The 22,527-nt window shown below is 50.6% G+C and carries 39 protein-coding genes and 1 pseudogene; 25 read left to right on the top strand and 15 right to left on the bottom strand.

What is annotated here, in order from left to right; genetic code table 11:
• Nucleotides 1-75: 75 nt before the first annotated feature.
• The 12 genes and pseudogenes from C7M51_RS08085 to C7M51_RS08030 all read right to left on the bottom strand — a co-directional run bounded on the left by C7M51_RS08085 (nt 76) and on the right by C7M51_RS08030 (nt 6,970).
• A complete protein-coding gene (locus C7M51_RS08085) occupies nt 76-1,182 on the bottom strand; it encodes a tyrosine-type recombinase/integrase (RefSeq protein WP_160621325.1) in 1,107 nt (368 codons plus the stop codon).
• Nucleotides 1,145-1,423, bottom strand: coding sequence for an excisionase (locus tag C7M51_RS08080; protein WP_160621324.1), 279 nt, complete (start codon nt 1,421-1,423; stop codon nt 1,145-1,147). Before C7M51_RS08080 ends, C7M51_RS08085 begins: the two co-directional genes overlap by 38 nt.
• A 73-nt stretch (nt 1,424-1,496) precedes the next feature.
• Nucleotides 1,497-1,862 carry a hypothetical protein gene (locus tag C7M51_RS08075; RefSeq protein WP_160621323.1) on the bottom strand — a complete coding sequence of 122 codons (366 nt, stop codon included), beginning with the start codon at nt 1,860-1,862 and terminating at the stop codon, nt 1,497-1,499.
• Nucleotides 1,859-2,332, bottom strand: a complete 474-nt coding sequence (locus C7M51_RS08070) for a hypothetical protein (protein ID WP_160621322.1) — start codon at nt 2,330-2,332, stop codon at nt 1,859-1,861. Before C7M51_RS08070 ends, C7M51_RS08075 begins: the two co-directional genes overlap by 4 nt.
• A gap of 196 nt (nt 2,333-2,528) precedes the next feature.
• The gene (locus C7M51_RS22435; protein ID WP_244323808.1) at nt 2,529-2,990 is read right to left on the bottom strand and encodes a hypothetical protein; all 462 of its coding nucleotides are present in this window, start codon (nt 2,988-2,990) and stop codon (nt 2,529-2,531) included.
• A 147-nt stretch (nt 2,991-3,137) separates the two neighbouring features.
• Complete coding sequence (locus tag C7M51_RS08060; RefSeq protein ID WP_160621321.1) at nt 3,138-3,698, bottom strand: phage N-6-adenine-methyltransferase; 561 nt, start codon at nt 3,696-3,698, stop codon at nt 3,138-3,140.
• Between the two features lie 2 nt (nt 3,699-3,700).
• Nucleotides 3,701-3,865, bottom strand: a complete 165-nt coding sequence (locus tag C7M51_RS08055) for a DUF1317 family protein (RefSeq protein ID WP_160621320.1) — start codon at nt 3,863-3,865, stop codon at nt 3,701-3,703.
• Entirely contained in the window at nt 3,862-4,743 is an 882-nt protein-coding gene (locus C7M51_RS08050; protein ID WP_160621319.1) for a RecT family recombinase, read from the bottom strand. The genes C7M51_RS08055 and C7M51_RS08050 overlap by 4 nt, the downstream gene beginning before the upstream one ends.
• A pseudogene (locus tag C7M51_RS08045) lies at nt 4,740-5,563 on the bottom strand (PD-(D/E)XK nuclease-like domain-containing protein). The gene C7M51_RS08050 and the pseudogene C7M51_RS08045 overlap by 4 nt, the downstream one beginning before the upstream one ends.
• Entirely contained in the window at nt 5,563-5,853 is a 291-nt protein-coding gene (gamL, locus tag C7M51_RS08040) for a host nuclease inhibitor GamL (RefSeq protein ID WP_160621318.1), read from the bottom strand. The pseudogene C7M51_RS08045 and the gene gamL overlap by 1 nt, the downstream one beginning before the upstream one ends.
• A 116-nt stretch (nt 5,854-5,969) precedes the next feature.
• Complete coding sequence (locus C7M51_RS08035; RefSeq protein ID WP_160621317.1) at nt 5,970-6,170, bottom strand: cell division protein FtsZ; 201 nt, start codon at nt 6,168-6,170, stop codon at nt 5,970-5,972.
• Between the two features lie 383 nt (nt 6,171-6,553).
• Nucleotides 6,554-6,970 (bottom strand): helix-turn-helix domain-containing protein, encoded by a 417-nt coding sequence (locus C7M51_RS08030; protein ID WP_160621316.1) that lies wholly within the window; start codon nt 6,968-6,970, stop codon nt 6,554-6,556.
• 80 nt (nt 6,971-7,050) lie between these two features.
• On the opposite strand from C7M51_RS08030, the gene C7M51_RS08025 reads away from it, so the two are divergent.
• The 9 genes from C7M51_RS08025 to C7M51_RS07985 all read left to right on the top strand — a co-directional run bounded on the left by C7M51_RS08025 (nt 7,051) and on the right by C7M51_RS07985 (nt 11,719).
• The gene (locus C7M51_RS08025; protein WP_160621315.1) at nt 7,051-7,284 is read left to right on the top strand and encodes a Cro/CI family transcriptional regulator; all 234 of its coding nucleotides are present in this window, start codon (nt 7,051-7,053) and stop codon (nt 7,282-7,284) included.
• Nucleotides 7,262-7,774 carry a toxin YdaT family protein gene (locus tag C7M51_RS08020; protein ID WP_160621314.1) on the top strand — a complete coding sequence of 171 codons (513 nt, stop codon included), beginning with the start codon at nt 7,262-7,264 and terminating at the stop codon, nt 7,772-7,774. The genes C7M51_RS08025 and C7M51_RS08020 overlap by 23 nt, the downstream gene beginning before the upstream one ends.
• A gap of 54 nt (nt 7,775-7,828) precedes the next feature.
• Complete coding sequence (locus tag C7M51_RS08015) at nt 7,829-8,746, top strand: replication protein (protein ID WP_160621313.1); 918 nt, start codon at nt 7,829-7,831, stop codon at nt 8,744-8,746.
• On the top strand, nt 8,743-9,462 hold the full coding sequence (locus C7M51_RS08010) for a replication protein P (protein WP_160621312.1): 720 nt from the start codon (nt 8,743-8,745) through the stop codon (nt 9,460-9,462). Before C7M51_RS08015 ends, C7M51_RS08010 begins: the two co-directional genes overlap by 4 nt.
• 12 nt (nt 9,463-9,474) lie before the next feature.
• Nucleotides 9,475-9,837: a hypothetical protein gene (locus C7M51_RS08005; protein ID WP_160621311.1), complete on the top strand. Its 363-nt coding sequence runs from the start codon at nt 9,475-9,477 to the stop codon at nt 9,835-9,837.
• Nucleotides 9,837-10,019, top strand: coding sequence for a hypothetical protein (locus tag C7M51_RS08000; protein ID WP_160621310.1), 183 nt, complete (start codon nt 9,837-9,839; stop codon nt 10,017-10,019). The genes C7M51_RS08005 and C7M51_RS08000 overlap by 1 nt, the downstream gene beginning before the upstream one ends.
• Nucleotides 10,020-10,209: 190 nt before the next feature.
• Nucleotides 10,210-11,079, top strand: coding sequence for an LAPAL motif-containing putative phage structural protein (locus C7M51_RS07995; RefSeq protein ID WP_160621309.1), 870 nt, complete (start codon nt 10,210-10,212; stop codon nt 11,077-11,079).
• Between the two features lie 8 nt (nt 11,080-11,087).
• Entirely contained in the window at nt 11,088-11,327 is a 240-nt protein-coding gene (locus C7M51_RS07990; RefSeq protein WP_160621308.1) for a hypothetical protein, read from the top strand.
• Complete coding sequence (locus C7M51_RS07985; RefSeq protein ID WP_160621307.1) at nt 11,324-11,719, top strand: hypothetical protein; 396 nt, start codon at nt 11,324-11,326, stop codon at nt 11,717-11,719. The genes C7M51_RS07990 and C7M51_RS07985 overlap by 4 nt, the downstream gene beginning before the upstream one ends.
• A gap of 165 nt (nt 11,720-11,884) precedes the next feature.
• On the opposite strand, the gene C7M51_RS07980 is transcribed toward C7M51_RS07985, so the two are convergent.
• The gene (locus C7M51_RS07980) at nt 11,885-12,550 is read right to left on the bottom strand and encodes an autoinducer binding domain-containing protein (RefSeq protein ID WP_160621306.1); all 666 of its coding nucleotides are present in this window, start codon (nt 12,548-12,550) and stop codon (nt 11,885-11,887) included.
• 126 nt (nt 12,551-12,676) lie between these two features.
• Here C7M51_RS07980 and C7M51_RS07975 point away from each other — a divergent pair, with 126 nt between their 5' ends.
• The 8 genes from C7M51_RS07975 to C7M51_RS07940 all read left to right on the top strand — a co-directional run bounded on the left by C7M51_RS07975 (nt 12,677) and on the right by C7M51_RS07940 (nt 15,949).
• Nucleotides 12,677-13,045, top strand: a complete 369-nt coding sequence (locus C7M51_RS07975; RefSeq protein ID WP_160621305.1) for a helix-turn-helix domain-containing protein — start codon at nt 12,677-12,679, stop codon at nt 13,043-13,045.
• Between the two features lie 134 nt (nt 13,046-13,179).
• Nucleotides 13,180-13,389, top strand: coding sequence for a hypothetical protein (locus C7M51_RS07970; protein ID WP_160621304.1), 210 nt, complete (start codon nt 13,180-13,182; stop codon nt 13,387-13,389).
• A 68-nt stretch (nt 13,390-13,457) separates the two neighbouring features.
• Nucleotides 13,458-14,060 (top strand): DUF1367 family protein, encoded by a 603-nt coding sequence (locus tag C7M51_RS07965; protein ID WP_160621303.1) that lies wholly within the window; start codon nt 13,458-13,460, stop codon nt 14,058-14,060.
• A gap of 5 nt (nt 14,061-14,065) precedes the next feature.
• On the top strand, nt 14,066-14,266 hold the full coding sequence (locus C7M51_RS07960; RefSeq protein WP_160621302.1) for a hypothetical protein: 201 nt from the start codon (nt 14,066-14,068) through the stop codon (nt 14,264-14,266).
• 2 nt (nt 14,267-14,268) lie between these two features.
• Nucleotides 14,269-14,556 carry a DUF1364 domain-containing protein gene (locus tag C7M51_RS07955; RefSeq protein ID WP_160621301.1) on the top strand — a complete coding sequence of 96 codons (288 nt, stop codon included), beginning with the start codon at nt 14,269-14,271 and terminating at the stop codon, nt 14,554-14,556.
• A complete protein-coding gene (locus C7M51_RS07950; RefSeq protein WP_160621300.1) occupies nt 14,553-15,128 on the top strand; it encodes a DUF1133 family protein in 576 nt (191 codons plus the stop codon). Before C7M51_RS07955 ends, C7M51_RS07950 begins: the two co-directional genes overlap by 4 nt.
• A gap of 188 nt (nt 15,129-15,316) precedes the next feature.
• On the top strand, nt 15,317-15,493 hold the full coding sequence (locus C7M51_RS07945; RefSeq protein WP_160621299.1) for a type II toxin-antitoxin system HicA family toxin: 177 nt from the start codon (nt 15,317-15,319) through the stop codon (nt 15,491-15,493).
• Between the two features lie 48 nt (nt 15,494-15,541).
• Nucleotides 15,542-15,949, top strand: coding sequence for a type II toxin-antitoxin system HicB family antitoxin (locus C7M51_RS07940; RefSeq protein ID WP_160621298.1), 408 nt, complete (start codon nt 15,542-15,544; stop codon nt 15,947-15,949).
• 90 nt (nt 15,950-16,039) lie between these two features.
• Here C7M51_RS07940 and C7M51_RS07935 read toward each other — a convergent pair whose 3' ends face one another.
• Nucleotides 16,040-16,450 carry a type II toxin-antitoxin system HicB family antitoxin gene (locus C7M51_RS07935; RefSeq protein ID WP_160621297.1) on the bottom strand — a complete coding sequence of 137 codons (411 nt, stop codon included), beginning with the start codon at nt 16,448-16,450 and terminating at the stop codon, nt 16,040-16,042.
• A gap of 63 nt (nt 16,451-16,513) precedes the next feature.
• Entirely contained in the window at nt 16,514-16,702 is a 189-nt protein-coding gene (locus C7M51_RS07930; RefSeq protein WP_160621296.1) for a type II toxin-antitoxin system HicA family toxin, read from the bottom strand.
• A 175-nt stretch (nt 16,703-16,877) separates the two neighbouring features.
• Here C7M51_RS07930 and C7M51_RS07925 point away from each other — a divergent pair, with 175 nt between their 5' ends.
• The 8 genes from C7M51_RS07925 (at nt 16,878) to C7M51_RS07890 (ending at nt 22,466) form a co-directional block, all read left to right on the top strand.
• Nucleotides 16,878-17,219, top strand: coding sequence for a phage holin, lambda family (locus C7M51_RS07925; protein WP_160621295.1), 342 nt, complete (start codon nt 16,878-16,880; stop codon nt 17,217-17,219).
• Nucleotides 17,206-17,631, top strand: coding sequence for a lysozyme (locus tag C7M51_RS07920; RefSeq protein ID WP_160621294.1), 426 nt, complete (start codon nt 17,206-17,208; stop codon nt 17,629-17,631). Before C7M51_RS07925 ends, C7M51_RS07920 begins: the two co-directional genes overlap by 14 nt.
• Nucleotides 17,628-18,083, top strand: a complete 456-nt coding sequence (locus C7M51_RS07915; RefSeq protein ID WP_160621293.1) for a lysis protein — start codon at nt 17,628-17,630, stop codon at nt 18,081-18,083. The genes C7M51_RS07920 and C7M51_RS07915 overlap by 4 nt, the downstream gene beginning before the upstream one ends.
• Before the next feature lie 296 nt (nt 18,084-18,379).
• Complete coding sequence (locus C7M51_RS07910; RefSeq protein ID WP_160621292.1) at nt 18,380-18,895, top strand: Rha family transcriptional regulator; 516 nt, start codon at nt 18,380-18,382, stop codon at nt 18,893-18,895.
• A 106-nt stretch (nt 18,896-19,001) separates the two neighbouring features.
• Nucleotides 19,002-19,181, top strand: coding sequence for a hypothetical protein (locus C7M51_RS07905; RefSeq protein WP_160621291.1), 180 nt, complete (start codon nt 19,002-19,004; stop codon nt 19,179-19,181).
• A gap of 189 nt (nt 19,182-19,370) precedes the next feature.
• On the top strand, nt 19,371-20,288 hold the full coding sequence (locus tag C7M51_RS07900) for a hypothetical protein (RefSeq protein WP_160621290.1): 918 nt from the start codon (nt 19,371-19,373) through the stop codon (nt 20,286-20,288).
• 226 nt (nt 20,289-20,514) lie between these two features.
• Nucleotides 20,515-21,225, top strand: a complete 711-nt coding sequence (locus C7M51_RS07895; protein WP_160621289.1) for a terminase small subunit — start codon at nt 20,515-20,517, stop codon at nt 21,223-21,225.
• A gap of 86 nt (nt 21,226-21,311) precedes the next feature.
• On the top strand, nt 21,312-22,466 hold the full coding sequence (locus C7M51_RS07890) for a PBSX family phage terminase large subunit (RefSeq protein ID WP_160623600.1): 1,155 nt from the start codon (nt 21,312-21,314) through the stop codon (nt 22,464-22,466).
• The last annotated feature ends 61 nt before the right edge of the window (nt 22,467-22,527 follow it).

Raw genomic sequence — 22,527 nt, 5'->3', positions numbered from 1 at the left:
GTCTTTTTTTGTTTTCTTTTAAAATCAATATGTTATGCGCCACCCGTCCGAAAATGTCCGAAATATGTCCGAATTTCAATATCCGGTCTTTTTCTCCGGTGGCGTTATTAAAGTAAAACTGTCATCGCGTAAATCAAGATATTTAGCCGTCATTTTCTCCGATTTATGCCCCAGCAACTGCTGAGCAAACGCCTTACCATATTCAGCTTCGTACATGCGCCCGGCCAGGCTTCGGATTTCATGAAACGTAGGTGGAGTGTCCGATACAATACCAGCCTCTTTGCGAGCATCAGCAAACCGCTTCGTTAAATTATCAGGATGCATCGCACCGTCCGGGCTGTTCTTTCGAATGCCGGTGCTGATTAGAAAATCAGATTTCCTGATAGTGCGGCAGCGTTCAATGATTTCGCTTAGCGTTAAGCCAGCCTGTTTCAGTTTCAACGCCAGCGGGATCGCTATCCGCTCCCCCGTTTTTCCCTGTTCAACGTACAAATGATTTTCACGGATATCACTGAATCGCATGTTAACAATATCCTCCCGGCGCTGGCCGGTTACCAGAGCTAAATCCATAGCTAACACAAACCAGCGGGGCTGCTGTATAGCTGCTGCACGTATAGTCTGGTATTGTGCAAAATTGATTAACCGCGAACGCTGCACTGTGATTTTAGGGGCCCTTGTGGGGGTAACAGGGTTGCTTACTATATGGCCCGCCACAACAGCTTCGCGGAACATGTCAGATAGCGTTGAACGTAGACCGCCAGCCATAGTTTTTTTATCTGCAATAATCCACTCTTCCAGGAACTCAGCTATGTGACGCGTCGTAATTTCTTTCAGAGCCAAATGTCCCATTTTTTCATTGATAGTCTTTAGCTGATTTCTTCGTATTTTATACGTGTTATTTGCAAGATTTCGCCGGTTCAATAAATCATCATATTTCTCTATCCACTCGCAGAGAATTATATCCTTCTCATTTTTTATTTTTTCCAGTAATGCGACAGGGGAGTAATTTTGCTCAATGTAATGATTTGCCTCTATCGCCTGAGCAATCGCATCTCTACGAGCTAAATTTCCTAGAGAAATTTCTTTCCCGGTAACCGGATTGCGCCAATAGAAAGCATTCCGTTGCTTTCTGTACGTCAGATTTTTAGGCAGATTGGCGTCGTACTTTCTTTTCCGTGTCACGAATCACTTTTCTCATAAAGTCATTTTTTGCTGGTAAATCGCTTTGAGATTTTTTTATTTTCATTCCCAGCATTAAATCATTGGGTTTTACGTAAATTGCATTCGGGTCTATATAATATTGTCTCCCGTGTTTTTCCGGTGGTGGATAAAAATTACCGTTTCGCGCCCAGCGCCGCAGGGTATTTATATTAGGCGGAGTTGTGTAATGGTTATCCGCCCATTCAGTCAGAGTTATCTGCATTATTCACCTCACGACCGGCCAGCATTTTAACACTGGCCGCATATCTAAACTGAATTTTAAATATCACTATCCGTTATGACCGCGCTTTATTTAGCCTCAGCACTTCAGCGCGGCAGGCGCTCCACGACAAAAGCCAGCCTTCCCATTCCCTTTGCCGATCTATCTCTCTGTATTCACCAGCCCTCAGATCATCTCCTTCTGGGTGACGTTCCAGCATTGGATACTGATAATGGGTTCTGACGTGCTTCTCAAACGTCTGTCGTGCCAGATTATCATCCGGCACCTTCACCGGCTCAGCGGTTAACGCAGCCAGGGCGATTTTTGCAATATGCCTGAATTCACTTTGCGGAACAAAAACATCATACCCATCATCTATGTTATCGATATAACCCTGTAGCTGTTTAATCAGCGCCTGTCGTTTCTCATTGGTCATTTTCATTCTGCCACCTCTCCGCCAGCTGCTTTGATTGCCGCACGCACATCATTACATTCCCAGCCTGGATTGCCGTTGGACATAAACCCGTGTTCCGACAACCTCACAACAAACGGCGCTGGCGGCGCGGGGCGGGTGAATAGCGGCTTGCTGCGCCAGAATTTTAGTTCAGTCGCTAGAATTCTCGCAGTGTGGGATATCGGCGAGTTGTCATCATTAGCCCACCCCAGGCCCATGTCTAAATTTTTCACATACGTGATGTGGTCAGGTACTGCAACCGGCTCCTGCTGCGCCAGCTCTGTCAGCGTCGTCTCGGCTTTCTCGACTCGCTGCTGTAGCTCTGCAACGATAGGCAAAATTCGCCGTGTCAGTTCGCGCTGTGCATCACCGTTATAAATATCCGGCTCACCCAGCCCACCGAATCCCGCAAAAAAATCGCCAATTTCGTGCTTGATTAAATTCTGAATGTCCATCATTTCCCCTCCCTGGCGCTTTCAATGAGTCCAGTCCATGCGTTTAATATTTCGCATTCGCGGATATTACGCCTGGCCTGCCGACGAGATGCGTGAACCTGCACTAATGCACCTGAGCGCGTCATGATTCGTGTATTACTGTGCCAGTGCGTCATTCCGAGCGTACGGCGGGCAATTCGATTACTTATGCGTTTAGCCATCATTTCCCCTCCATCAGCTCAGCGGCTTGCCCGAATACCTTCACCCACTTCAATGATTCTTCCAGGGCTAAATCAGGTCTGTTTTGCCGCATGCATCCCACGATATAGCCATGAGCGCCGATAGCCTCAGTAATGAATTGCATTCCAGCGGGTTTAATCTCTTGCTCGCGCAACTCTGCTATCTGCTCGCGTAATTCAGCTATCTGCGCGTCACGTTGCGACAGGGCGTCGAGTAGCGCGATAGCGTTATTTGCGCTAACCGATTCAGCTAATCGTGCGTAATTTTCATTTTCAGCTGTGAAATCGGGATTTGACGCATCACAGGACACTGTAAAAACAATACCGGATTTATTGCGCAGATATAATTTTCCGTGATATTCGACGAGTTTTAACGGCTCCTGCTCAATGCATTTCTCTGCCGCTTCGCGCATACGTTTTGTTAATTCTGTAATGTCAGTCATTGCTGTTGTCCCTTCAGTTCATTGCCTGCCATTGCAATCAAAATCACTGCTGCTACACCTGACGCCATGCCGATAAACAGCCCGATCGTTATTCCAATCATCAATTCCATAATTTCTCCTGTCGCAGCGCGTTTGCTGTTTCGGGCGTCACGCGGCGTGTTCCTTGCTGGCTAATAATTTGGTGCCGTACGACATCAGGGCATCGCGGCGTACTGTCGAAATGCGGCAGTGAGTACGTGGCCACGGATGCCAGATCAGCAGGCATGAGCCTTTGCTGTTGCCGCCAACCGGCTTACCTGTAATCGGGTTAACGAATGCCAGCCTGCCGCCGGTAATTAGTCTGATTTCGCTGGCCGTTTCCTCTGCCTCCTTGAACCAGCCGACTGACGGATCGGACGGAACGAGCATCACGCAACCCAGGCCCGCAAACGTTTTTTCGTCAGCCGCTTTACGGACAAATGGGCCGATGTCGCTATATGGTGGATTGAGCCACACATACCCGCCGCCATAGGCCATTGCCGCAGACCAGTCTGTTGTCAGGGCATTCTGTTGTTCGGTGATGAAAAACGGGCAGAGCGTGTTATGTTCGCTGGCCGCTGCGTCAAGCTGGAAGTTGAATTCTGCATTCAGCGCTGCAAATATCTCCGGTGGCGTGCGCCAGCAGTCGCGTTGTTCTATGGGGGTGTTACTGCCTCCATAATCAGCCACGTTTATCTCCTTGGTCTGTTCACTACGTCGTTGATTAGTTCTGCCGCTCGCTGAGCCCGAAGAGGATTGCGAATAACTTTTCCCGATGGCGTTACCCAGCCGCGTTCCTTGCGACTGTAGGGAAGGGCGATGCGCCCGACCCGGATTGCGTCTTTGCTGTGGTTCACACCGCCCCCTGCATTTCATCTTTGCGGATCTGGTAAACGTCTGTCGCCGCGCTCAGGCGTTCTGTATCCGCTGCCAGCAGCCGGGCCGCGTAGCGGTAGCACTTATCCAGCTCCGCGACATCTTTGGCTTTGCTTGCTGCCTCAGTGAAATCAGCCAGTAATTCGTCCGGCGTGCGCTGCGGTGGGCTGGCTTCTGCGTTAATTTCGTGTTCCGGCTGCGGTTTGCTGTTGATCAGGTTGTTTAATTCCTGCCGGGAACGTGCCGGGGTGACGTCGCGTTCAGCGCGCTGTGAAGGCTCGAATTCGTCCGGGGTATAGACGCCCAGGATCACGTCAGGGCAGTAGAGGCGCGCCCAGTATTTGACGGCCAGATACGCTAGTTGCTGTTTCGGCGCCGTTTTCCAGAGTGGTGAATTGCGCGTTGTAACGAACTCCATATACAGAGGCTCGCCCCAGGTAATCTCTGTTTCGCCGCGCAGCACCGCGCCAACGCGGACGCACAGCCCTTTTTCTGCTGCCGGGTTTTTTTCGCCGGGGCGAAATTTATCCCACGGCCCGCCGTATTCGTATTTAAAGCGGCCCTGGACGGCGGTAGAACTGGTGATCACTGCGTTTACCAGCTGTGCCTCATAGCCCAGGGTGCCGTTAACCAGATGTGTTTTTTGCGCCACAGCGTAGGGATTCATGCCCCATTGTGCTGCCTGTAGTGCTACTGCCAGACAGTCAGCCGGTTTACCGGACAGGTGTGCTGGTACGGTAGCTTTGCCCATTGCCATGACCTCGGCGAACGCATGCAGCTTTTGCAGGCCGGTCGGGCTGAAAATGGCTGCTTTGGTGTCAGCCTCATTAACCGGCGCCTGGATAATTTCATTGCTCATAACAGATCCTTTCTTTTGGCCCATTCCGGGCGCGTAATCTCTTCAATGCCTCCCCAGTTATCCGTTTCGCGGCACTCGTGGTAAGCGCGCAGATCGCGCCGGAACGCGTCATAGCCTGCGGCCACGTCGTCTTCGCTGAGCTGGAATACACGGACGGGGTAGCGACCACAATCGATCGACTCGCTAACCGCGATAAAAACGAAAAGAGGATATTCGGCGTAGTGCGTTGCTGCTGAAAACCTTCGCGATAGAACGCGTCCTGGACGTGATAGCGGAACTCGGCGACGTGTGTCGCAAAGCGGGCCATGTCAGCCACTTTCTTCACATCAATAACCACAGGCTGCCATTTCAGGAATTTGTCAGGCCGGATGCGGCACAGTTCGCCTGTCTCGTCATCGTTCCAGTAAAGCGATGCTTCACAATGCCCCTCAGCCTCGAGCAGCCAGCGCGCCGCGGGATGGGCGAGTGCGCTGTCGCGCATCAGTTTCAGCTTCCGTCCCTGTTCGGCATCCATGACAGTCATGCCCATGCCCCTACACTCAGTAAGAAACTCAGCTTCAGCCGCTTTACCCGCTGTGGTTCGCCGGTTGAATGTTGGTGCCACGATGAAGCGCTTATCAAACTCGTCAGGCTCCAGCAACAGGCAGTGAAGGGCTGTGCCCATGTCCAGCGCCTGTAATTTTTCTTCATCCACCGGCGCGGATTCCTGCCACCGCAGTAGCGCCGGACTAAGCGCCACCATGTCCAGCTGCGATTTACTCACGCCGGACCCGGCGTGGTAATCAGCGTTGCTGAGGTTGAAGTAAACGCCTGGCTCCATCAGACGGCCTCCATGAACCCGATCTGAATGAGGCTGTCGAGTTCCTCCGCTTGCAGGCGCGCCAGCTGGTCAACAAATTCAGCGTATGCGTCCTGGGCTTTGTCGCTGCGCATAAACAGACGTTGCTCGATCGGCAGGTTATGCATCGCTGCAAACTCTGTCGCCGTTTCCGGGTATTTGTCGGCAATGTCTGCCGCCAGGCTATCAATGCGCGCCATGCGCTGAGCTTCGGCCTGTTCGCCAGCGTCCAACTGTTCTTTATGGCGCTCCTGAATCATGTATGCGTTCATTTGCGATTTCCTGAAACTGGTTGTAATATCCAGGCTCTGTGCAATGCCGCCTGGCGTTGTTCCGGCTTGCTTTCGACGGTCAGCCGGATTAAAGACCCGCTTCGGCGGGTTTTTTCTTAATGCGTTGCGGGTTGCCCGCGATGATCAAGACAGACCTCGATCAGCTCATCAGTAACCCGCGTTTTCACTGCCAGCGAATCCAGATACAGCCCCTGCATCACGTTTGCAGAAGCGCGCCATGTGCGGCCTTTGTGGCGTACCAGCATTCCTGGTTGCACGTTGTCGCGTGGCAGGTGTGTTGTTCCGTAAAACTGCATATTTCCTCCTGTAATAAGCTTCGGTGGTGCGATGAGACACCGAGGCGCTAACTCGCTTATTTCCAGCCGCTCTGTTTTTGTATTGGTCACCAGTAGCTGTGACACAGTCGATTTACTGGTCTTTGCGTCGACCGGCGCTGCAGCTTGCTTAAGCACACCTCACCACACCCCGAAGCCCACTAAGGGCAGAAAACCAAATTGTTAAAGAGCGTGCCGTTACGCCCGGCTGGCGGAACATTTGCTGAGTAATCACTGAGCCGTGATTGCTGTCGATGGGATTAATTTAGAATAACCGAAGGTTTGTGACAAGGTGTTTTTTGTAGAAAAACCTAAATTTTAAGACGAGAAGAATCAAGCTATTGATAATTAACTAAGAAGTTGGGTTACTTACCTTGAGATTTTCTTCTGCGCTTTTCCGCTTCAAGGAGTTCTTGGAGGCGCTTACTGTTGTTTTCGTTTCTGGCCCGAAGCTCATTCAGGAATCCTTGCTGATCAGAGACAGGGAGCGCATCAAATAAATCCAGCAATTCCAGTTGGGTTTCAGTCAGCTCTCGTTGCTCTTCGACTGGTAGTGGCTCCCCTGGCTCCTGCGTATCCTCGCCGAATAGCAGCCAGGCAGGAGTACATTGCAGGCCCTTACTTAATGCAAACAAGCGTTCTCCGGTGGGCTGAGTCTCTCCACGTTCCCATTGCGAGATTGTAACGTGCGCGACTTTCACCAGTTTGCCTAATGCGGCCTGGGAAAGTTTTAGCTCTTTGCGTCGCCTAAGCAGGCGCGCCCCAAAATTATCTTTTTCCATATTAGGTAATTCTAATAGCCTCTTGACTTAAAATTCCCTACAACATAGTATTTTTAGGAAAACCTAAGGAGGGTGTGTAGGTGTTTAAAAAAGATGCAATTGAGTTTTTCGGGAGTAAATCCAAGCTGGCAAGGGCTGCTGGCGTGGCTGCGTCTTCTGTTTCCGTTTGGGGTGATTTAGTGCCTGAAAAAAATGCGATGCGGCTACAGCTGGCCTCTCATGGTGTTTTGCAATATGACCCTGAAATTTACAACCAATACATTAGGGCAAAACGTAAGAAGGAACTGAATCATGAAAATCAGTCCGCCGGTTGAAGCCGTAGCTGATGAGATCGAGGCGTGGGCGCTGGCGGCAGGATGGAAAACCGTGGCGCTGGCGATTGCAGAGCAGTATCACGCCAGCGGCGGCGGTGACATTTTGCCTGTTGCAACGTCAGAGCTGGCACTGAAAAACGTCATTCAGCGCGTCAGGCGGATTCTGCGCGGGTGTGATGGGCCACGCTACCGCGTACTGGCGGAGCAGTTAAAGCCTGCGGCGCTGGCGGCGCTACCTGCTGAGCGGCGTGCGCATATCGAATCGCCGGGCGATCCGATACTGCTGGCAGCACGTGCGGCGAAAGAAGGGATCAAAGCTGTAAACGCCGTAAATCTAGGAGCTGCTCCGGCGCTGATCATCAAAGAGATTAACGAGGCAGTATCAGCGTTTCTGGAAACGAAAGCGGCATTTGAACGGATGTCGCATGATGAGGGGTGGCTGGCAGCGAGCACTGTCCAGCCAAGTTACGAGTTCATGCAAAACCAATAACGGGTGAAATTATGCCAGGACTGACTGGATATGTAAATAGCGGCAGGGGGGCGCATGGCTAACCCGGCACAAAACGTAGTACCGATCAGGCCCGAACTGCGGGCCGTGGAGCAGCGCGTGGCTGACACCGACAATGGATATACACGTCTGGCAAACGAGCTACTGGAAGAACTGATAGGCGCCAACCTGACGAGGAATCAGGCAAAAGTTGCCTTTGCTGTTTGCCGGAAAACATACGGCTTCAACAAGAAAGTGGACCGTATTACCGACAGCCAGTTAAGTCAGTTGACCAGGCTGCCAAGGCAGAAGGTGAATAAGGCCAAAAATGAGCTTATCGCCATGAAAGTATTGATAAAAGATGGCCTGTCTATTGGCCCCAACAAAAACCTTGCGGAATGGCAAATCCCTGAGTGTCACCAAGATGGTGTCACTGTCACCAAAACGGTGACAAAAAGTGTCACCAAAACAGTGACAGGGTTGTCACCAAAACGGGGACACACAAAAGACACTATTACAAAAGACAATAGTAAAAGATCATCGTCTGAGAATTCTGGCGAATCCTCCGACTCATCTCAGAAAAATCTTTCTGCACTTCGTCCTGAAGCAGCAATTCAATCACCAAAGGGCGATAAGTGGGGAACCGCTGACGACCTGAAAGCCGCCGAATGGATGTTTAGCAAGGTTCAGAAGGTTGCCCCCGCAGCACGGGGACCAAACTGGGCGGCCTGGGCTAATGACATACGTCTCATGCGATCTGCATTGGAAGCCACGCACTATGACATCTGCGAAGTTTTCAAATGGGCCAATGCTGACCATTTCTGGCAAACGAACATCCTTTGTCCTGCGAAGCTTCGTGAGAAATGGCTGACGTTGACTGCGCAAATGGCGCAGCCGTCACGCCAGCGCGCCACGGCGCCGCAACAGCCAGTGCCACACTGGAACAGCCCCGAATCTTGGGAGGATTTCATATGACAGCGCGACTAATGCAGGCGATCGCTAATCGTGACAGCGCCACCCTGGCGCATATCGCTGGCAATGCACCGGCGCAGACCTACAGCACGGCGGGCGTGGTGAACAGAGAAGCAGAACGCCTTGTTGATGCACTGTTTCGCCAGCTAAAGCAGGTTTTCCCCGCTGCCAGCGCAACTAACCTGCGCACAGAGGCTGACGAAGCCGCAGCCAAGAAGCAGTGGATCGCCGCGTTTGCCGAAAATGGAATCCGATCCCGTGAGCAACTCTCTGCCGGGATGAAAGTTGCCCGCGCCAGCGCATCTCCGTTCTGGCCGTCGCCTGGGCAGTTTGTTACATGGTGCCGCGATGGTGCCGCCGTAGCTGCCGGACTGCCAGCCGCCGACGAGCTGGTTGCAATGGTGCATGCATACTGCGCCCGACGCGGTTACTACGACGCGCCGGAGGCTTACCCTTGGACGAATCCGGCGCATTACTGGCTCGTGACGGGGCTATACAGCGATATGCGCGCTAACAACTGGACAGATGCTGAGCTGGCGGCCCATGCAAAAACCGAGCTGGCGCGCATGGCGGCGCGTATCAGCAGTGGTGAGAAAATTCCAGAACCGGCCCCGATGATTGAAAAACCCAAACATCAGCCTGTTTCGCCAGCGCGGGGGCGGGAAATCATCGCCGAGCTACGCCGCAACGTCCTGAACAAATCACGCAAAAATATTTAATTGAGGCTGAATATGTACAATCCAACACCAAAGAAAAACGCAGTATTGCGAGCTATTTACGATGCCGGACATCCTCTGACGTTTACGGAGATTCGCCAGCTGACGCAGGAGTCAGATCCCTACAGCGCGCTGCGCAGCCTGCGCAATGAACGGTTGGTGACGTTTGTTGATGAGCAGAATTCCCGCCGCTACAAAATCACTCTGGCGGGCGAGGGGATCGCGGAGAAAATCAACCCGCGCACGCTGACGATCCCGCGTGCGGCATGTCGTATCCGTCCGACGAATATTTTCGATGAGTGCCGCCGGAACTGGGTCAATCTGCGGATATTTCAGATTATGGGAAGTACGCGGCGCGGTACGGCGGAGGTGCGTTGATGACAGAGCTATCGGGAGTTGTCGCAGAAAACGTTATGGACGTAGCGCCAGGACTGGGCATCAAGGTGATGGTGCTGGATAACGTCCAGCGGATTGTCCCTGTTGAAGATATGCAGCGGGCCTGCGAATGGCTGGGGGTGGATATGAAGGCGCTAACAACTGCGGGCAAACAGTTCTTCTGAACTCATAATATCGCCTGGCTTAAGTGGCTGAACACTGAACGCATGGCTGTTAGGATAAAAATGACAATGGTGAAAAAATAATCTTTTTTTAAAGATTTATGTCTTAAGGAATATTGAATAAATAATCAGGGTGACAATATATTTATTTGAGATATCTTAGCCGCATTTACACACAAATTAAGGGGTTTTAATGACGGCGCAGCAGGTTACTGAGCTTGAAATCGCGTATGCCGGAGAAGCATACTCAAACAATGAAATTGATGCGAAAACTTTGGGGGAGGCTCTCACCTCGCTGAGTGGGCTAATAGAACATGCAGAAAAGATTTTACATGGTGAAGCGGCAGAACCACAGGTTAGTATTAAAGCTATTCAGGAAGGTTCATTCACTCTTTTAGTTTCAGTACTAGGAAGTCTCTCTACGTTGCAACTTCTTGGGCTTTCGGCAGCTACTGGTGCTGGCGCGGGAAGCTTAATGGGAGTTCTGGAATGGCTCCGGGGACGCAAACCTCAAGAGGTCATAATTGATGAGGCTAGTAATCGCGCTACGCTTGTTGTGGACGGAGAAAGAATTGACTGCTCAAATGACCTTCAGAAATTAGTAACAAGCCCAGCTATTCGTAATGAAATTTCTAAGTTGATTTATCAACCTCTTCAGACAGAAAACCAATCTGTCTTCACGGTAAAAAATGCGGACAGGGTTGAGGTTGTTACTATCCCTCAACATGCTTCTGAAGCGTTTAAACCTGTACGTTTTACTGTTGAACAGCGCATCCATGAGGAAGCACAGACCATTAATGTCAAGTTTACAAAACTAAGTTTCACCTCAAACGCAGGCTGGAAAATGGTTCTTCCTAACGGTGATGAAGTCGGTGTGAAGATGGAAGACGCTGCGTTTCTTGAACGCGTGAACAATAATCAAGCTTCGTTCAGTAAAGATGACCTATTTGTGGTGAATGTTACAAAAATTGTCAAAGAGACTAATGGTAATTTTGGAAATCCTACGTACACTATCACCCAAGTTGTGAGGCATCGCGCAGCTGATGAACGACGTATTCTATAGGTAATCCAATGTCCATACTAAGTTTAATGATGGTAATTACAGCTATGGTGGCCGGTTTCATGCTGGCACGCTTTGCTGTTTATCATTTACTCGTATGGTTAAAACCAAGTAAGACGCTGAAACTTACTTATGTTGACCAAAGTGGGGTACAGCATTTTCGTGAGGTATCACTTGAATCGCAAGATGCCCGCCTGTTAGTAAAAACTCTGAATGAAATTCAGAGCAATGCAAAACGGGACGGTGAATGATACAGCATAAAAAATATCTTGCTTGTCAGGCATGGTGTACGCCGCTTGTAAATTTGTTGCTAGTTAAATTAGGTGCGGTTGTAGGTTTATCAAAAGATTTTAATTATTTTATTCCCGGATTAGCTGTCGTTGCTTCTCACTTCTTTCTTTTACTACTAATGCTGATTAATGTGCCGAGCATTGAAGATGTTCGCTTTAAAATGGATATTTCTAAGTCACGTAAGTTATTAGAAAACCTGAAGAAAGAATGTACTTGCCCAGAAGAAATAGCTGAAATTGATAAGGCTCTTGCGGCTTTACGAAGTAAATTAATCCAAAAGTCGTTAAGCGATGTCGAACATTCAATGGCTGTGCATACACAAGCTTTAAAAAGCGACGCAGAAAAATCTTGACGTGGGTTATCTGCTATCTGACAAAACTACTTGCTAAATCTTGCTGAGAATATTGCGAGAAGTAAGTTCATTCACTCCTTCAGTGTTATGTTCTTCACCCTCATGAACCTGTTAAGTAAGAGCAATCGGCGGGGAGCGATCCCCGCCATCTCTAACGCACCCGCTTTACCTGTTTTTATCAAGGATGTTGCCGTTTCTGGCCCGTTCCAGCAGCTCCACAAACAACCGTTCTGAGACGACGATGTCGTCCGGTGCCAGCGGCAGCACTGACACTGTTTCGCCATCTGCATAAACCTGCGCTCGTTCTGCCGCTACTGGGGGCACGATACTGTTATTAACGCCACGGAGCGCCATATTTTTGACGTGTACGATTTTCAGTAATTCGTTCAGCTGCGATTTATACGCATTAATTGTACTGAAAAATTCCTCACGGGTTCCCGTTTTCATAATGAGCGTGAGCATAGCGAGATTATCGTTAGCGTCAGTAAATGATACTGTGTGACCTGTCGTTATGTTGAATGTCTCCGCGTCGTTAAACACATCATCAGCGCTGCCGAAAAAATTGACCAGCGCATTTTTATCCCATGAAAAATCCGTGCTACCTGCCAGCGCTTTTAATACTACAGGGTCTGTCAGTTGCCGGTTGTTTTTCCTGTAGTCATCATCAAACCAGTCAGAGCAATTGTTAACGATGATACAGTCAACAGGGTTATTTTTATTGACGACTCCATACGAGTAAATAACGTCGCCGAATTCGCTCAGTTGTGACTCAATTAGCGAAGCTATTTTCTCGTTAATTTCGGCATTAAAAATATAAATTTTTTGTTTCATGTTTGTTTCCTGGTTGTTGGTGCGGAATTTACCCAGGAATGATGTCATAAATTACCAAAAATGCCGTATCGGTAAACGCAAATTGTGCTAATATTGCTGAACTGTGTTAGTTGAACGGGTAACTGTATGACGATATACAAAGATATAGCGCGCCGTCTGACAGCAGCGCGGCAACGGCTGGGACTTTCTCAGGCTGGCCTTGCAAAAATCTGTGGCTGGTCACAAACGCGGGTAAGCGGCTACGAAAACACAGCGCGTAAATTATCAATTGATGATGCGGTCACTGTTTCACGCGCGCTGAATATGCAGCCAGCTGAGTTGATATTTGGAGATACGGAATCTGTTCAGTTAGCGCCGGATGAACTTAAGCTTTTGAATCTATACAACAAATTACCTGGTGCTGAGCAGGAGCGAATGTTAATATTGTTTGAGACGAGGCTCAACGAGATTGAACAATATGTTGCCGAATATCTGCGCAAGTCTCGCATAGTTTAAAGAAAAAACAACAATCAGAGACTGCTTTTTACTACTTGATTTAGCTCAAATTGCGTTTAGATATGAATCATTACCGCGTTGACCCTTTCGTCTGCATCGTGTCAAATATGCGGCACTTAATTCGGGGTATGAAAATGTCTGAACACGTCAAATATAGCGATGTTAACATTCCGGGAGATTTAATTCCCGGCCTCAGTGAGCTGTCCGGGCCAGCGCTGATATATTTTGAGTCGGGACGGGCGCAACGCGGATTTGTATTACGTGATGATGAGTTTGTAACATCACTAAGTGGATTCGCGGAAATGTTACACCTGGCGGGGTTAAAAAAGTGGGAGTCAGGATAATTCCTGTTATAATGAGTGTCGGTCTGAACAACCGCTGAGTAATTGCTGTGCCATCAGAGACAAATACGATGGCGCATTTGCAACTAATTAAACACACATCAGGAATTCTGATCCCGGCCACGCCGGAGACCAGTGATATTCTGCAATCTAAAATCAGGGTTGGTGCTGTATTGTCCGGTGAATTCCGGCAAGTGCGCAATCCGGCGTTTCATCGCCGCTTCTTCGCCCTGCTAAACCTCGCATTCGACTACTGGGAACCAACCGGTGGCGCAGTTTCTGACGCCGAACGTCGGATCGTTAGCGGCTATGCAAGGTTTCTCGCAACGTATGGCGGAAACGAAGCAGTGTTGCTGGATGCCGCTGAACATTATCTTGATCGCGTGGCCCGTCGCCGCATTACCAGCGGCTCGATCAGCGCCTGTAAATCGTTCGATGCATTCCGCGCCTGGGCTACAACAGAGGCGGGCTATTTCGACGCCATTCAGATGCCTGACGGCACTATAAGCAAACACCCTCGCAGTATCTCATTTTCAAAAATGGATGAAACCGAGTTCCACCAGCTGTACCGAGCGGTGCTTGATGTGCTGTGGCGCTGGGTGATGTCCCGCGCATTTAAAACTGAGCAGGAGGCAGAGAACGCCGCCGCCCAGTTGATGAATTTTGCGGGGTGATGGCGATGAAAAAATCCTGGTTTGATCACCCTGCATGCACATACGAAGAGGCGGAGGAACTGCTACGGCGCTACCGAGCGCGTGGAGTCCGTGCGGAAAAAATGCTGGGTGCCGATTGTCGCCTGTTCATCGTGCGCGCGCAGCTGCCGGAGGGTAAATATCGGCCGCGCAAGTCACGCACGTTTCAGCAGCGGATATGGGAATGACTATGGCAAATCTACGTAAAGCTGCTCGTGGTCGCGAGTGCCAGGTGAGGATACCCGGCGTCTGTAATTTCAATCCCGAAACGAGCGTGCTGGCGCATTACCGCATGGCCGGAACCTGCGGTACAGGATGCAAACCTGATGACTGGCAGGCGGCTATTGCCTGTAACTGTTGCCATGACGTCATTGATGGTCGGGTTAACACAGGGTACACGCGTGAAGAACTGCGCCTGATGCACGCTGAAGGCGTTCTGCGCACACAGAAAATCTGGAAAGAAGAGGGGTTAATATGATCTATCCATCCACGACCGGCAGCGCCGGGGAAATGATCCACTTAAACACCCTCGAAAGCGTGTGGGTGCAGGGCAAGCTGCGCATGTGGGGAAGGTGGTCATATATCGGCAGCGGGCAGGCAGGGAACATGTTTAACCAGTTGCTGACTACTAAAAAACTCACGAAAACCGCTATTAATGAAGCGCTGCGTCGGATGAAAAAAGCGGGTATCAGTAAACCGGAGCTGGAGGCATTTTTACGGGAGATGCTGGAGAGTAATAAAAAAAGTCATCTGGCGCACTGCACAGATACTGAGGCTCTTAAGATCGAGCGTGTCATTTGTGAAGTGCTGCGGGATCATCCGCAGCTGATCAGGCTACTACATCAGCGTTACGATGGACGCGGCAAGAGCAAAAAGGCTCTGGCCTATGAATTAAACGAAGGGCATCCCGAATGGTGTTTACGCACCTGCGAAACGCGCATTGACGTATGGCTAAAAATGGCCGAATCGATGCTTTACCGGCCATTGTGTGACGCATTCGACACAGATAGCGGCAAGTTTTGCTTGCATGTTTGCGCAAAAACTGATTGAATTGCTGTATGCTTCGCAAAGCTGTGCCGCGAGGCGATAGGCAAAACATGAACACCTAAAAAACCCGCTATTGAGCGGGTTTTGTCGTTTATGGCCCTAAATTCCCCTCCTGCTAAGGTAAACAAAAAGGTTGACTGAGTAAACATTAATGTTTACTATAATCACATGTTCAACAGACAGGAGGAGTTGTGAAGCAAAGCGAGTTCAGGCGGTGGCTTGAATCTCAGGGAGTCGAAGTTTCAAACGGTACAAACCATCTGAAACTGAGACACAACGGGAAACGAAGCGTAATGCCAAGACATCCTGGAGCTGAGTTAAAAGAACCACTGCGAAAGGCCATACTCAAGCAACTTGGCCTGAATTAACAAACCAGCCCCGAAGGGCTGGTTCTCGCGGAGTTTCACTAACAAATTATGCGATACCCTATAAATCTTGAGCCGTGCGACGGCGGTTATGTGGTTTCGTTCCCCGATATACCGGAAGCGCTTACGCAGGGCGATACGCGAGAAGAAGCGCTGGCTATGGGGCTGGATGCGCTGATTACCTCATTTGATTTCTATTTTGAGGATAATCAGGCCGTACCACTGCCGGGGGCGATTACTGGTGATTTTGTAGAAGTTCCCGCCAGCGTGGCATCAAAAGTCCTGCTGCTTAATGCGTTCATTGCTTCCGGCTTAACTCAGGTTGAGCTGGCGGCGCGTATGGGCGTTAAAAAGCAAGAGGTAACACGGATTTTCGATCTGCATCACTCAACGAAAATCGATACCATCCAAAAAGCACTGGCGGCCTTGGGTAAACGGCTTGAATTAGTTGCTGCCTGACAGAATAAGCATTCCCCTGTGCGGTTTATCCCCGCTGGCGCGGGGAACACGGGGTGCCAAAAAAAGGCCGCACATTGGCGGCCTTGATTATTATCTGCGTGCTATCTCCTTTCTTGCTAAATCAGAGAGAAAAGCTGACCTGTTTTTATAATGTCCGTTCTGCTCTATATATCGGTCAATCGCATTGAGTAGATTGCCGGGCATTGTCAGATTGAACTTAATCGCCTTTGTCTCGTATTTGGTCGGATCAATTTCTACCAGTGCAAGAAAGCCGTCATCCTGGGTAAGACGTTTGTCACCCAGATAATCGGCCGGATCACGCGGCGCGGGCACATGCCCGCCTTGCTCTGTCAAGACCTCCATGTGAGTGGCGAAAGCCTTTTCAGCATCACGAATGGCATCCTCGAAAGAGTCTCCGGCAAAGAAGCATCCTTCCACGTCAGGAAAATAGCCATCGTATGTGCCGCTTTCAGTTTTAAAGATAAAGAGTGGATAAATCATATATATACCTCACAGGTTAGCGGCGATGAATGTGCGGAAGGGGGCGGCTTGCGCCGCACCCTGTTACAACAATTTGAGACCCGAAATCTCTTGGGCCTGCCGGATAATCCCCTTTGAAGCATCTTTGCGGGGATGGGGTACTGTTATTATTTTCACTACCCCTGGTTTACTTAGCGTTACGTGACTACCCGTTTGACGCTGTTTAACCCATCCATCAGCCAGTAATTGTTTTATTAGTTCCGCACTGCTCATCGACCCTCCATCTCGTTAACATGTGGGTATAATACCTACTTTATGGGGTGGTGTCAATATTTTGTGGGTGCTATACCTACTTTTTTTTGGCCCACTTCGGCGGGCCTTTTTCATATCTGCGTTTCGGAGTTCCTTCACAACTACACAGCACCCGCGCCTGGCGAGGTGAGAGATTATGAAAATGCATAATGATCTGCATACCTGGCCAGACTGGCTGGAATTAATACAGAGCTGGTGGCGCGGCGAAACACCTGTGGGTGCGGTGCTGCTGGCGATCGTCATGGCAATTTTGCGCATCGCGTACGGCGGCGGCGGCTGGAAAAAAATGGTTCTGGAGGGTCTGCTGTGTGGTGCGCTGACGCTCACTGTTGCATCGGGACTGGAATATCTGGAATTGCCCCGGTCGCTGGCAGTAGCCATCGGTGGCGGCATCGGTTTTATCGGCGTTGAGCAGTTCAGAAAAATCATTTTGAACATCATTAATGTTCGGCTGGGAGGCGGCAATGCAAATAGGTAAACGCGGTATCGCCCTGATTAAACAATTTGAGAGCTGCGAACTGATGGCATACCGCTGCCCGGCGGGTATCCTCACCATCGGTTATGGCCACACATACGACGTTCGCGCAGGTGATACATGCACGCCCCGGCAGGCTGAGCTGTGGCTGACAGAGGATTGTCAGGTAGCGGAACTGACTATAGAGAGCAACGTGACAGTGCCGCTCAATCAAAATCAGTTTGATGCGCTGGTGTCGTTTGTATTCAACCTGGGCGCAGGGAATTTCGTTAAATCCACATTGCTGAAAAAACTGAATGCTGGAGATTATACAGGCGCGGCGGCTGAGTTTGACCGCTGGGTAAATGCTGGTGGGCGCAAACTGCCGGGGCTGGTTAAACGCAGGGCAGCGGAAAAGGCGTTGTTTCTGTCATGAATGGGTTACAAAAAATAGCAGCCGTATGTGTTGTCGCTGCGCTGGTTGTGGCATTGCATTACCGGCACGCAGCAGAACGGCAATCACGGCGCGCTGACGCTGCTGAGCAGCAACTAGCACAGGCGAACAGCACTATCAGCGATATGCAGCGCCGCCAGCGGGCCGTTACTGAACTGGATGCCAGATATACTCAGGATTTAGCCGATGCGAAAAATACTATTGAGCGCCTGCGTAACGATGTTGCCGCTGGCCGTAAGCGGCTGCGTGTCGCGGCAACATGTTCGGCAGTGCCTGCCACCGCCACCGCCACCGGCATGGATGATGCAGCCAGCGCCAGACCTACTGACGCCGCTGAACGGGATTATTTCACTCTCAGAGAGCGGATCGAAACAGCAGCAGTGCAAATAGCAGGTTTGCAGCAGTACATCAGGGAGCAGTGCCTGAAAAATTAAAAGTGGATTATTTGGACCAGAAAGTGTATAAAACGTGTTATAGTGTGTAGTAGTTGTAGTTAGCCAAAAATAGCTCTTTAATACACGTCTCTGAGAAAGAGAAAAATTCCAAAGCCTCGACGCCTGTCGGGGCTTTTTTGTATCCGAATTTCACCGCGCACCGCATGCGCATCCCCACGCCCACGTCGAACCAAACCCTTTGAAATGAGCCTTTGAGGAAGTCAGTTAGTGCTGGCGAGCCTCGACGGGCTGATTTCCTGTGCGGCAAAGGTTCATCTCAAAGTAAGGAAAACGCTATGAAGAATTTGTCAGTGCTTCCAGCCTTCGACTTCCGACAAATGGTAATGCCATCCGATCGCGGCATTATTACCACATCGGTAAAAGTGGCTGAGTATTTTGGCAAGCGCCATAAAAATATACTCCGCGCCATCAGGAGCCTGGAATGCTCGCATGAATTCGCCCGGCTCAATTTTGAGCCCACTGATTTTATTGATAAAAATGGCGATGTTCAGCCCATGTTTAACATTACCAGAGATGGGTGCATGTTCCTCATTATGGGATTTACTGGTCATGCCGCAGCGGCAATAAAGGAGAGTTACATTGCTGCATTTAACTGGATGGCAGAACAGCTTAACAGGCGCAATGCAATGGGTGAAGAATTACAGCACCGTTACGCTATCAAGGAGACACGGTCCAAGCTGAAGGGCACCATCGGCAGCCGTCTGATGAATGAGCGTAAGAAAGAGAAGCGCGTGCTGGCTATTGAACATGAGCAGATTATGGCGATCACTCAGCCTCAGTTAATCCAGTGACCATCACAAGGCGCATTTGCGAGTAGCGCCTTAGGATGATCGATTTTGCTTCACCAAGAACAGTCTCAGGGATAAAGTATAACTTTATATTTTTAAGGAGATTGTCATGCAAGACTGGTTTGTTTCTTGGCGGGAAGTGGGAAATTTTGAAAATTGTGGATATCAGGTCTTTGCATCCGATAGTAAAGACCCTGCTCATGTCCTAGCGGAGCAGATGAAAGTGATTGCTGCACACAATGGGTTAAATCCGAGAGATTTGTTAGTAGTAGCGTTTAACAAAGTATAAATACCAAATTTACTAATAATCCGCCTCCGGGCGGTTTTTTTACGCCTGTTTCTTGGTGCGACTACCCCGGCGGGCGGTGGGGCGAATAACACCCGCAGCACAGGAATTGGTCGGCCCCAGGCCTAATCCTGCCAGTGGCCTGTGCGGACAGCCGGAGAGACGGCGCATATTTCCTGTTATGGAGTCAGCATGATAAACATTCCTGGCACCCCGATCATTGGGGGCACTAATTCCGGTATCTGGACGCCCGGCGCCGTATTAATCGGCAACAGCAGTGCCGCCGGCCAGGTTGTTGATGTGATCGATCTGACGTCACCGGCGCTCGATTCGCGGGTAACGTTTACCGGCCCGGCCTATCGATATTTTAACGCTACCGGCGCGCTGGTGGAGTGTTCAGAAAACGAATGGCCGCTCGAATATCGTAACGGATCTGCAATCGGCAGGCGTGAGCCGTTCGCGGCATCGTCAAACGCTATCAGTGCATTGCAGGCTGAGTATATGACGATCGGCGCGCCTGACGGCTGGCTGACGCAGTACACGGAGAAATCCGGAAACACATATCACCGTCTGAGATTTAACACGACAGCTACTGGCCCGCTGACGCTGCAGATATTTTATAAAATTCTCGGTCGCGAAAATCTCTGTCTGCGCATCGCAACAAACACAGCGAACAACTACAGGAACATCGGTATCAACGGCGGTGAAATCACATATGCTGGCGATGGCATTACTAACACTGCAATAACAAACTGCGGCGACGGCGTGTATCTGCTGCGCGCGGCGATGAATTACGTCAGCGGCGTTCTGGGCCTGCTGACTGCGGAGGCGGTGGTTACGAGCGATGATCTGCCGCGTGTCGCCACTTTGGACGCTAATGCCGGTTTCTATGTTGGCTATCCGCAGCTAACGGCTGGCGAACTGGCAGCGCCGCCGCTCGATCTCGGTGAATCTCTGCCCGCGTCGTCAGTTGTTATCGATACGTCTGCAGCGCTTCGGATCACAGTGCGCTACAGCGACGGGACAACAGACAGTTACGACACGCCGGGCGTCGCATTCACGCTGCCGGCTGGAGAGCGGCATATTAAACGAATAGAGCTGAAACAATGACAATATCAATCACACTCACCAGTGAACCTGTACAGATAACTGACGGTACGAATGGCGCCCACGTTACTGTAGAGCGCGGCTCTGTGCAGTACGCAGATTCAGCTGACAGCGAAGCTTGGCATTCGCTGCGCGGGACTGTGCTGGGTATCCCGCAGCCCCGCGTTGTCTGGATGAAGGTTTGGTCAAGTCAGGGTGCGGAAATCAGTGTAACGAGGTGGACTGAATAATGGCAAAACCGGACTGGGGCGAGCTTCAGAAACGGTTCCTGTCCGATCATGCCGAAACTGGCATTTCCCCCAAGGCGTGGTGTGAACAGCAGGGACTGAATTACACATCAGCGCGCCGGTACATCAAAAAACCCGCTGCGCAGCAAAATGCGCAGACAGAAATGCGCAGTAGTGCGCAAAAGCAGAGTAAAACGGAAATTGCGCAGGAATCGATTACGCAGAATGCGCAGAAAGATGCGCAAGAAAGCGACGGGGTACTGAAAGCGCAGCACGAGATGTTTGCGCAGAACGTTGCGCAGGGGATGGGCCAGAAAGAGGCGGCTATCTGTGCCGGGTATTCACCGACGCGGGCGGAGTCACAGGCCAGTATTCTGATGAAGCGCCCGGATGTACGGGCACGTGTCAGAGAACTGCGGCAGGAAGCCGCGTTGCTGGTGTCGTTCAACGCTAAAGACCTGGCTGATTTATCGTATAACGCCGCGAAAGCTGCGCTGAATGATAAAAAATTTGGGCAGGTGGCTCCAAACATTAAAAACGCCGCCCAGCTGACCGGCATCGAAATGAGCAACAATAAAACAGAGGTCAACGTTGATCTGGCTGGCCTGAGCTACGGCAAGGTTTGCGTTGTCACTCCTGCGACGTGCCCGCCTGAAGTGTGGGCTGCGCATATGGAGAAGCTGCGCGAGGGAAAAACGACAGCCCAACAATAATCGACGGCGTTCTGTATTCGTTCAGCAGCGACTGGGTGCCAGGCGTTCTCTATGATGCGCCTGTAGGTTCGGTGCGCTGGCGCTGGATGTATGGCGGGCGAGGCGGTGGTAAATCGGTAGAGATTGCCCGTGCGCTGGTATTGTTGGGCGCGAATGAGTCAATGATTATCCTGTGCGCCCGTGAGTTTCAAAACTCAATTGGCGATTCGGTGCTGGCGCTGCTGGAATCAGAAATACATTCTCTTGGCCTGAGTCATTTCTACCAGGTAAAAAATAACGAAATCACTGGCCGCAACGGCACGCGATTTACATTCAAAGGCCTGCGCAACAATATCAACTCCATTAAATCGATGCACGGGATTCGCATCTGTTGGGTGGAGGAGGCGCAGACGGTATCGCAGGACAGCTGGGATATTTTGACGCCGACTGTCCGCGCCAATAAATCCGAAGTGTGGGTATCGTATAACCCTCGCGAAGAGCAGGATCCTACCCATCAGCTGATGCTGCGCCACCAGGCAGATCCGCCGGACGGCGGCACCATTATCCGCAAGGTTAACTACTGCGATAACGCATTTTTCCCGGACGTACTCCGGCAGGAAATGGAATATTGCAAGCGCATCGATTATGAGGCGTACGAACACATCTGGCTGGGGATGCCAAAGGCACTCAGCGAGGCTGTTATTTTCTCCGGTAAATACCGGGTTGAGGCGTTCCCTGATGATCTGTGGGAAAGTGCCGATCGTCTGTTTTTTGGCGCGGATTTTGGGTTCGCTAATGACCCCAGCACGCTGATCCGATGTTTCATTCTCGGGCGGAAACTTTACATCGAGTATGAGGCATACGGTGTAGGCGTCGAGCTGGATGAACTACCGCAATTCTATGATTCAATCCCGTTATCACGGCAATGGCCTATCCACGGCGACAGCAGTCGCCCTGAGACAATCAGTTATCTGTCGCGGCAGGGATTCAATATCGACGGCGCAACAAAATGGCCGGGCAGCGTAGAGGATGGTATCGCGTACCTGAAGGGGTTTGAGGAAATCATCATTCATGAGCGCTGCAAGCACATGATTGATGAGGCGCGGCTCTACTCCTACAAAGTTGATCGCATGACCGGCGATATCCTGCCGGTGGTGGTAGACAAGCATAACCATTGCTGGGATGGCGTGCGCTATTCGCTCGATGGCTATATCACCAGTGAGGGCGATCTGGGCGTGTGGGCGATGCTGGGAAAACAGTAAAAACAGCCGTTTCAGACTGAAAACAGGCTATGCATTTTCGGCCCTGTTTTATGCACGTTTT

It is taken from the genome of Mixta intestinalis (genome assembly GCF_009914055.1).
In the GTDB taxonomy this organism is placed as follows: Bacteria; Pseudomonadota; Gammaproteobacteria; order Enterobacterales; family Enterobacteriaceae; genus Mixta; species Mixta intestinalis.
This window is presented reverse-complemented; position numbering and strand designations above follow the sequence as displayed.

What these genes read in the sequence shown, in the direction of transcription:
- C7M51_RS07895 (WP_160621289.1), top strand. Translation starts at nt 20,515, where the DNA reads ATGGCAAAACCGGACTGGGGCGAGCTTCAGAAACGGTTCCTGTCCGAT.
- C7M51_RS08000 (WP_160621310.1), top strand. Translation starts at nt 9,837, where the DNA reads ATGACAGAGCTATCGGGAGTTGTCGCAGAAAACGTTATGGACGTAGCG.
- C7M51_RS07965 (WP_160621303.1), top strand. Translation starts at nt 13,458, where the DNA reads ATGGCGCATTTGCAACTAATTAAACACACATCAGGAATTCTGATCCCG.
- C7M51_RS07890 (WP_160623600.1), top strand. Translation starts at nt 21,312, where the DNA reads ATGTATGGCGGGCGAGGCGGTGGTAAATCGGTAGAGATTGCCCGTGCG.
- C7M51_RS07975 (WP_160621305.1), top strand. Translation starts at nt 12,677, where the DNA reads ATGACGATATACAAAGATATAGCGCGCCGTCTGACAGCAGCGCGGCAA.
- C7M51_RS07925 (WP_160621295.1), top strand. Translation starts at nt 16,878, where the DNA reads ATGAAAATGCATAATGATCTGCATACCTGGCCAGACTGGCTGGAATTA.
- C7M51_RS07910 (WP_160621292.1), top strand. Translation starts at nt 18,380, where the DNA reads ATGAAGAATTTGTCAGTGCTTCCAGCCTTCGACTTCCGACAAATGGTA.
- C7M51_RS07995 (WP_160621309.1), top strand. Translation starts at nt 10,210, where the DNA reads ATGACGGCGCAGCAGGTTACTGAGCTTGAAATCGCGTATGCCGGAGAA.
- C7M51_RS07935 (WP_160621297.1), bottom strand. Translation starts at nt 16,450, where the DNA reads ATGATTTATCCACTCTTTATCTTTAAAACTGAAAGCGGCACATACGAT.
- C7M51_RS07985 (WP_160621307.1), top strand. Translation starts at nt 11,324, where the DNA reads ATGATACAGCATAAAAAATATCTTGCTTGTCAGGCATGGTGTACGCCG.
- C7M51_RS08070 (WP_160621322.1), bottom strand. Translation starts at nt 2,332, where the DNA reads ATGATGGACATTCAGAATTTAATCAAGCACGAAATTGGCGATTTTTTT.
- gamL (WP_160621318.1), bottom strand. Translation starts at nt 5,853, where the DNA reads ATGAACGCATACATGATTCAGGAGCGCCATAAAGAACAGTTGGACGCT.
- C7M51_RS08010 (WP_160621312.1), top strand. Translation starts at nt 8,743, where the DNA reads ATGACAGCGCGACTAATGCAGGCGATCGCTAATCGTGACAGCGCCACC.
- C7M51_RS07900 (WP_160621290.1), top strand. Translation starts at nt 19,371, where the DNA reads ATGATAAACATTCCTGGCACCCCGATCATTGGGGGCACTAATTCCGGT.
- C7M51_RS08035 (WP_160621317.1), bottom strand. Translation starts at nt 6,170, where the DNA reads ATGCAGTTTTACGGAACAACACACCTGCCACGCGACAACGTGCAACCA.
- C7M51_RS08020 (WP_160621314.1), top strand. Translation starts at nt 7,262, where the DNA reads ATGAAAATCAGTCCGCCGGTTGAAGCCGTAGCTGATGAGATCGAGGCG.
- C7M51_RS08005 (WP_160621311.1), top strand. Translation starts at nt 9,475, where the DNA reads ATGTACAATCCAACACCAAAGAAAAACGCAGTATTGCGAGCTATTTAC.
- C7M51_RS07990 (WP_160621308.1), top strand. Translation starts at nt 11,088, where the DNA reads ATGTCCATACTAAGTTTAATGATGGTAATTACAGCTATGGTGGCCGGT.
- C7M51_RS08030 (WP_160621316.1), bottom strand. Translation starts at nt 6,970, where the DNA reads ATGGAAAAAGATAATTTTGGGGCGCGCCTGCTTAGGCGACGCAAAGAG.
- C7M51_RS08015 (WP_160621313.1), top strand. Translation starts at nt 7,829, where the DNA reads ATGGCTAACCCGGCACAAAACGTAGTACCGATCAGGCCCGAACTGCGG.
- C7M51_RS07920 (WP_160621294.1), top strand. Translation starts at nt 17,206, where the DNA reads ATGCAAATAGGTAAACGCGGTATCGCCCTGATTAAACAATTTGAGAGC.
- C7M51_RS07980 (WP_160621306.1), bottom strand. Translation starts at nt 12,550, where the DNA reads ATGAAACAAAAAATTTATATTTTTAATGCCGAAATTAACGAGAAAATA.
- C7M51_RS08080 (WP_160621324.1), bottom strand. Translation starts at nt 1,423, where the DNA reads ATGCAGATAACTCTGACTGAATGGGCGGATAACCATTACACAACTCCG.
- C7M51_RS07905 (WP_160621291.1), top strand. Translation starts at nt 19,002, where the DNA reads ATGCAAGACTGGTTTGTTTCTTGGCGGGAAGTGGGAAATTTTGAAAAT.
- C7M51_RS07940 (WP_160621298.1), top strand. Translation starts at nt 15,542, where the DNA reads ATGCGATACCCTATAAATCTTGAGCCGTGCGACGGCGGTTATGTGGTT.
- C7M51_RS07930 (WP_160621296.1), bottom strand. Translation starts at nt 16,702, where the DNA reads ATGAGCAGTGCGGAACTAATAAAACAATTACTGGCTGATGGATGGGTT.
- C7M51_RS07915 (WP_160621293.1), top strand. Translation starts at nt 17,628, where the DNA reads ATGAATGGGTTACAAAAAATAGCAGCCGTATGTGTTGTCGCTGCGCTG.
- C7M51_RS08050 (WP_160621319.1), bottom strand. Translation starts at nt 4,743, where the DNA reads ATGAGCAATGAAATTATCCAGGCGCCGGTTAATGAGGCTGACACCAAA.
- C7M51_RS22435 (WP_244323808.1), bottom strand. Translation starts at nt 2,990, where the DNA reads ATGACTGACATTACAGAATTAACAAAACGTATGCGCGAAGCGGCAGAG.
- C7M51_RS07970 (WP_160621304.1), top strand. Translation starts at nt 13,180, where the DNA reads ATGTCTGAACACGTCAAATATAGCGATGTTAACATTCCGGGAGATTTA.
- C7M51_RS07955 (WP_160621301.1), top strand. Translation starts at nt 14,269, where the DNA reads ATGGCAAATCTACGTAAAGCTGCTCGTGGTCGCGAGTGCCAGGTGAGG.
- C7M51_RS07950 (WP_160621300.1), top strand. Translation starts at nt 14,553, where the DNA reads ATGATCTATCCATCCACGACCGGCAGCGCCGGGGAAATGATCCACTTA.
- C7M51_RS07960 (WP_160621302.1), top strand. Translation starts at nt 14,066, where the DNA reads ATGAAAAAATCCTGGTTTGATCACCCTGCATGCACATACGAAGAGGCG.
- C7M51_RS08075 (WP_160621323.1), bottom strand. Translation starts at nt 1,862, where the DNA reads ATGAAAATGACCAATGAGAAACGACAGGCGCTGATTAAACAGCTACAG.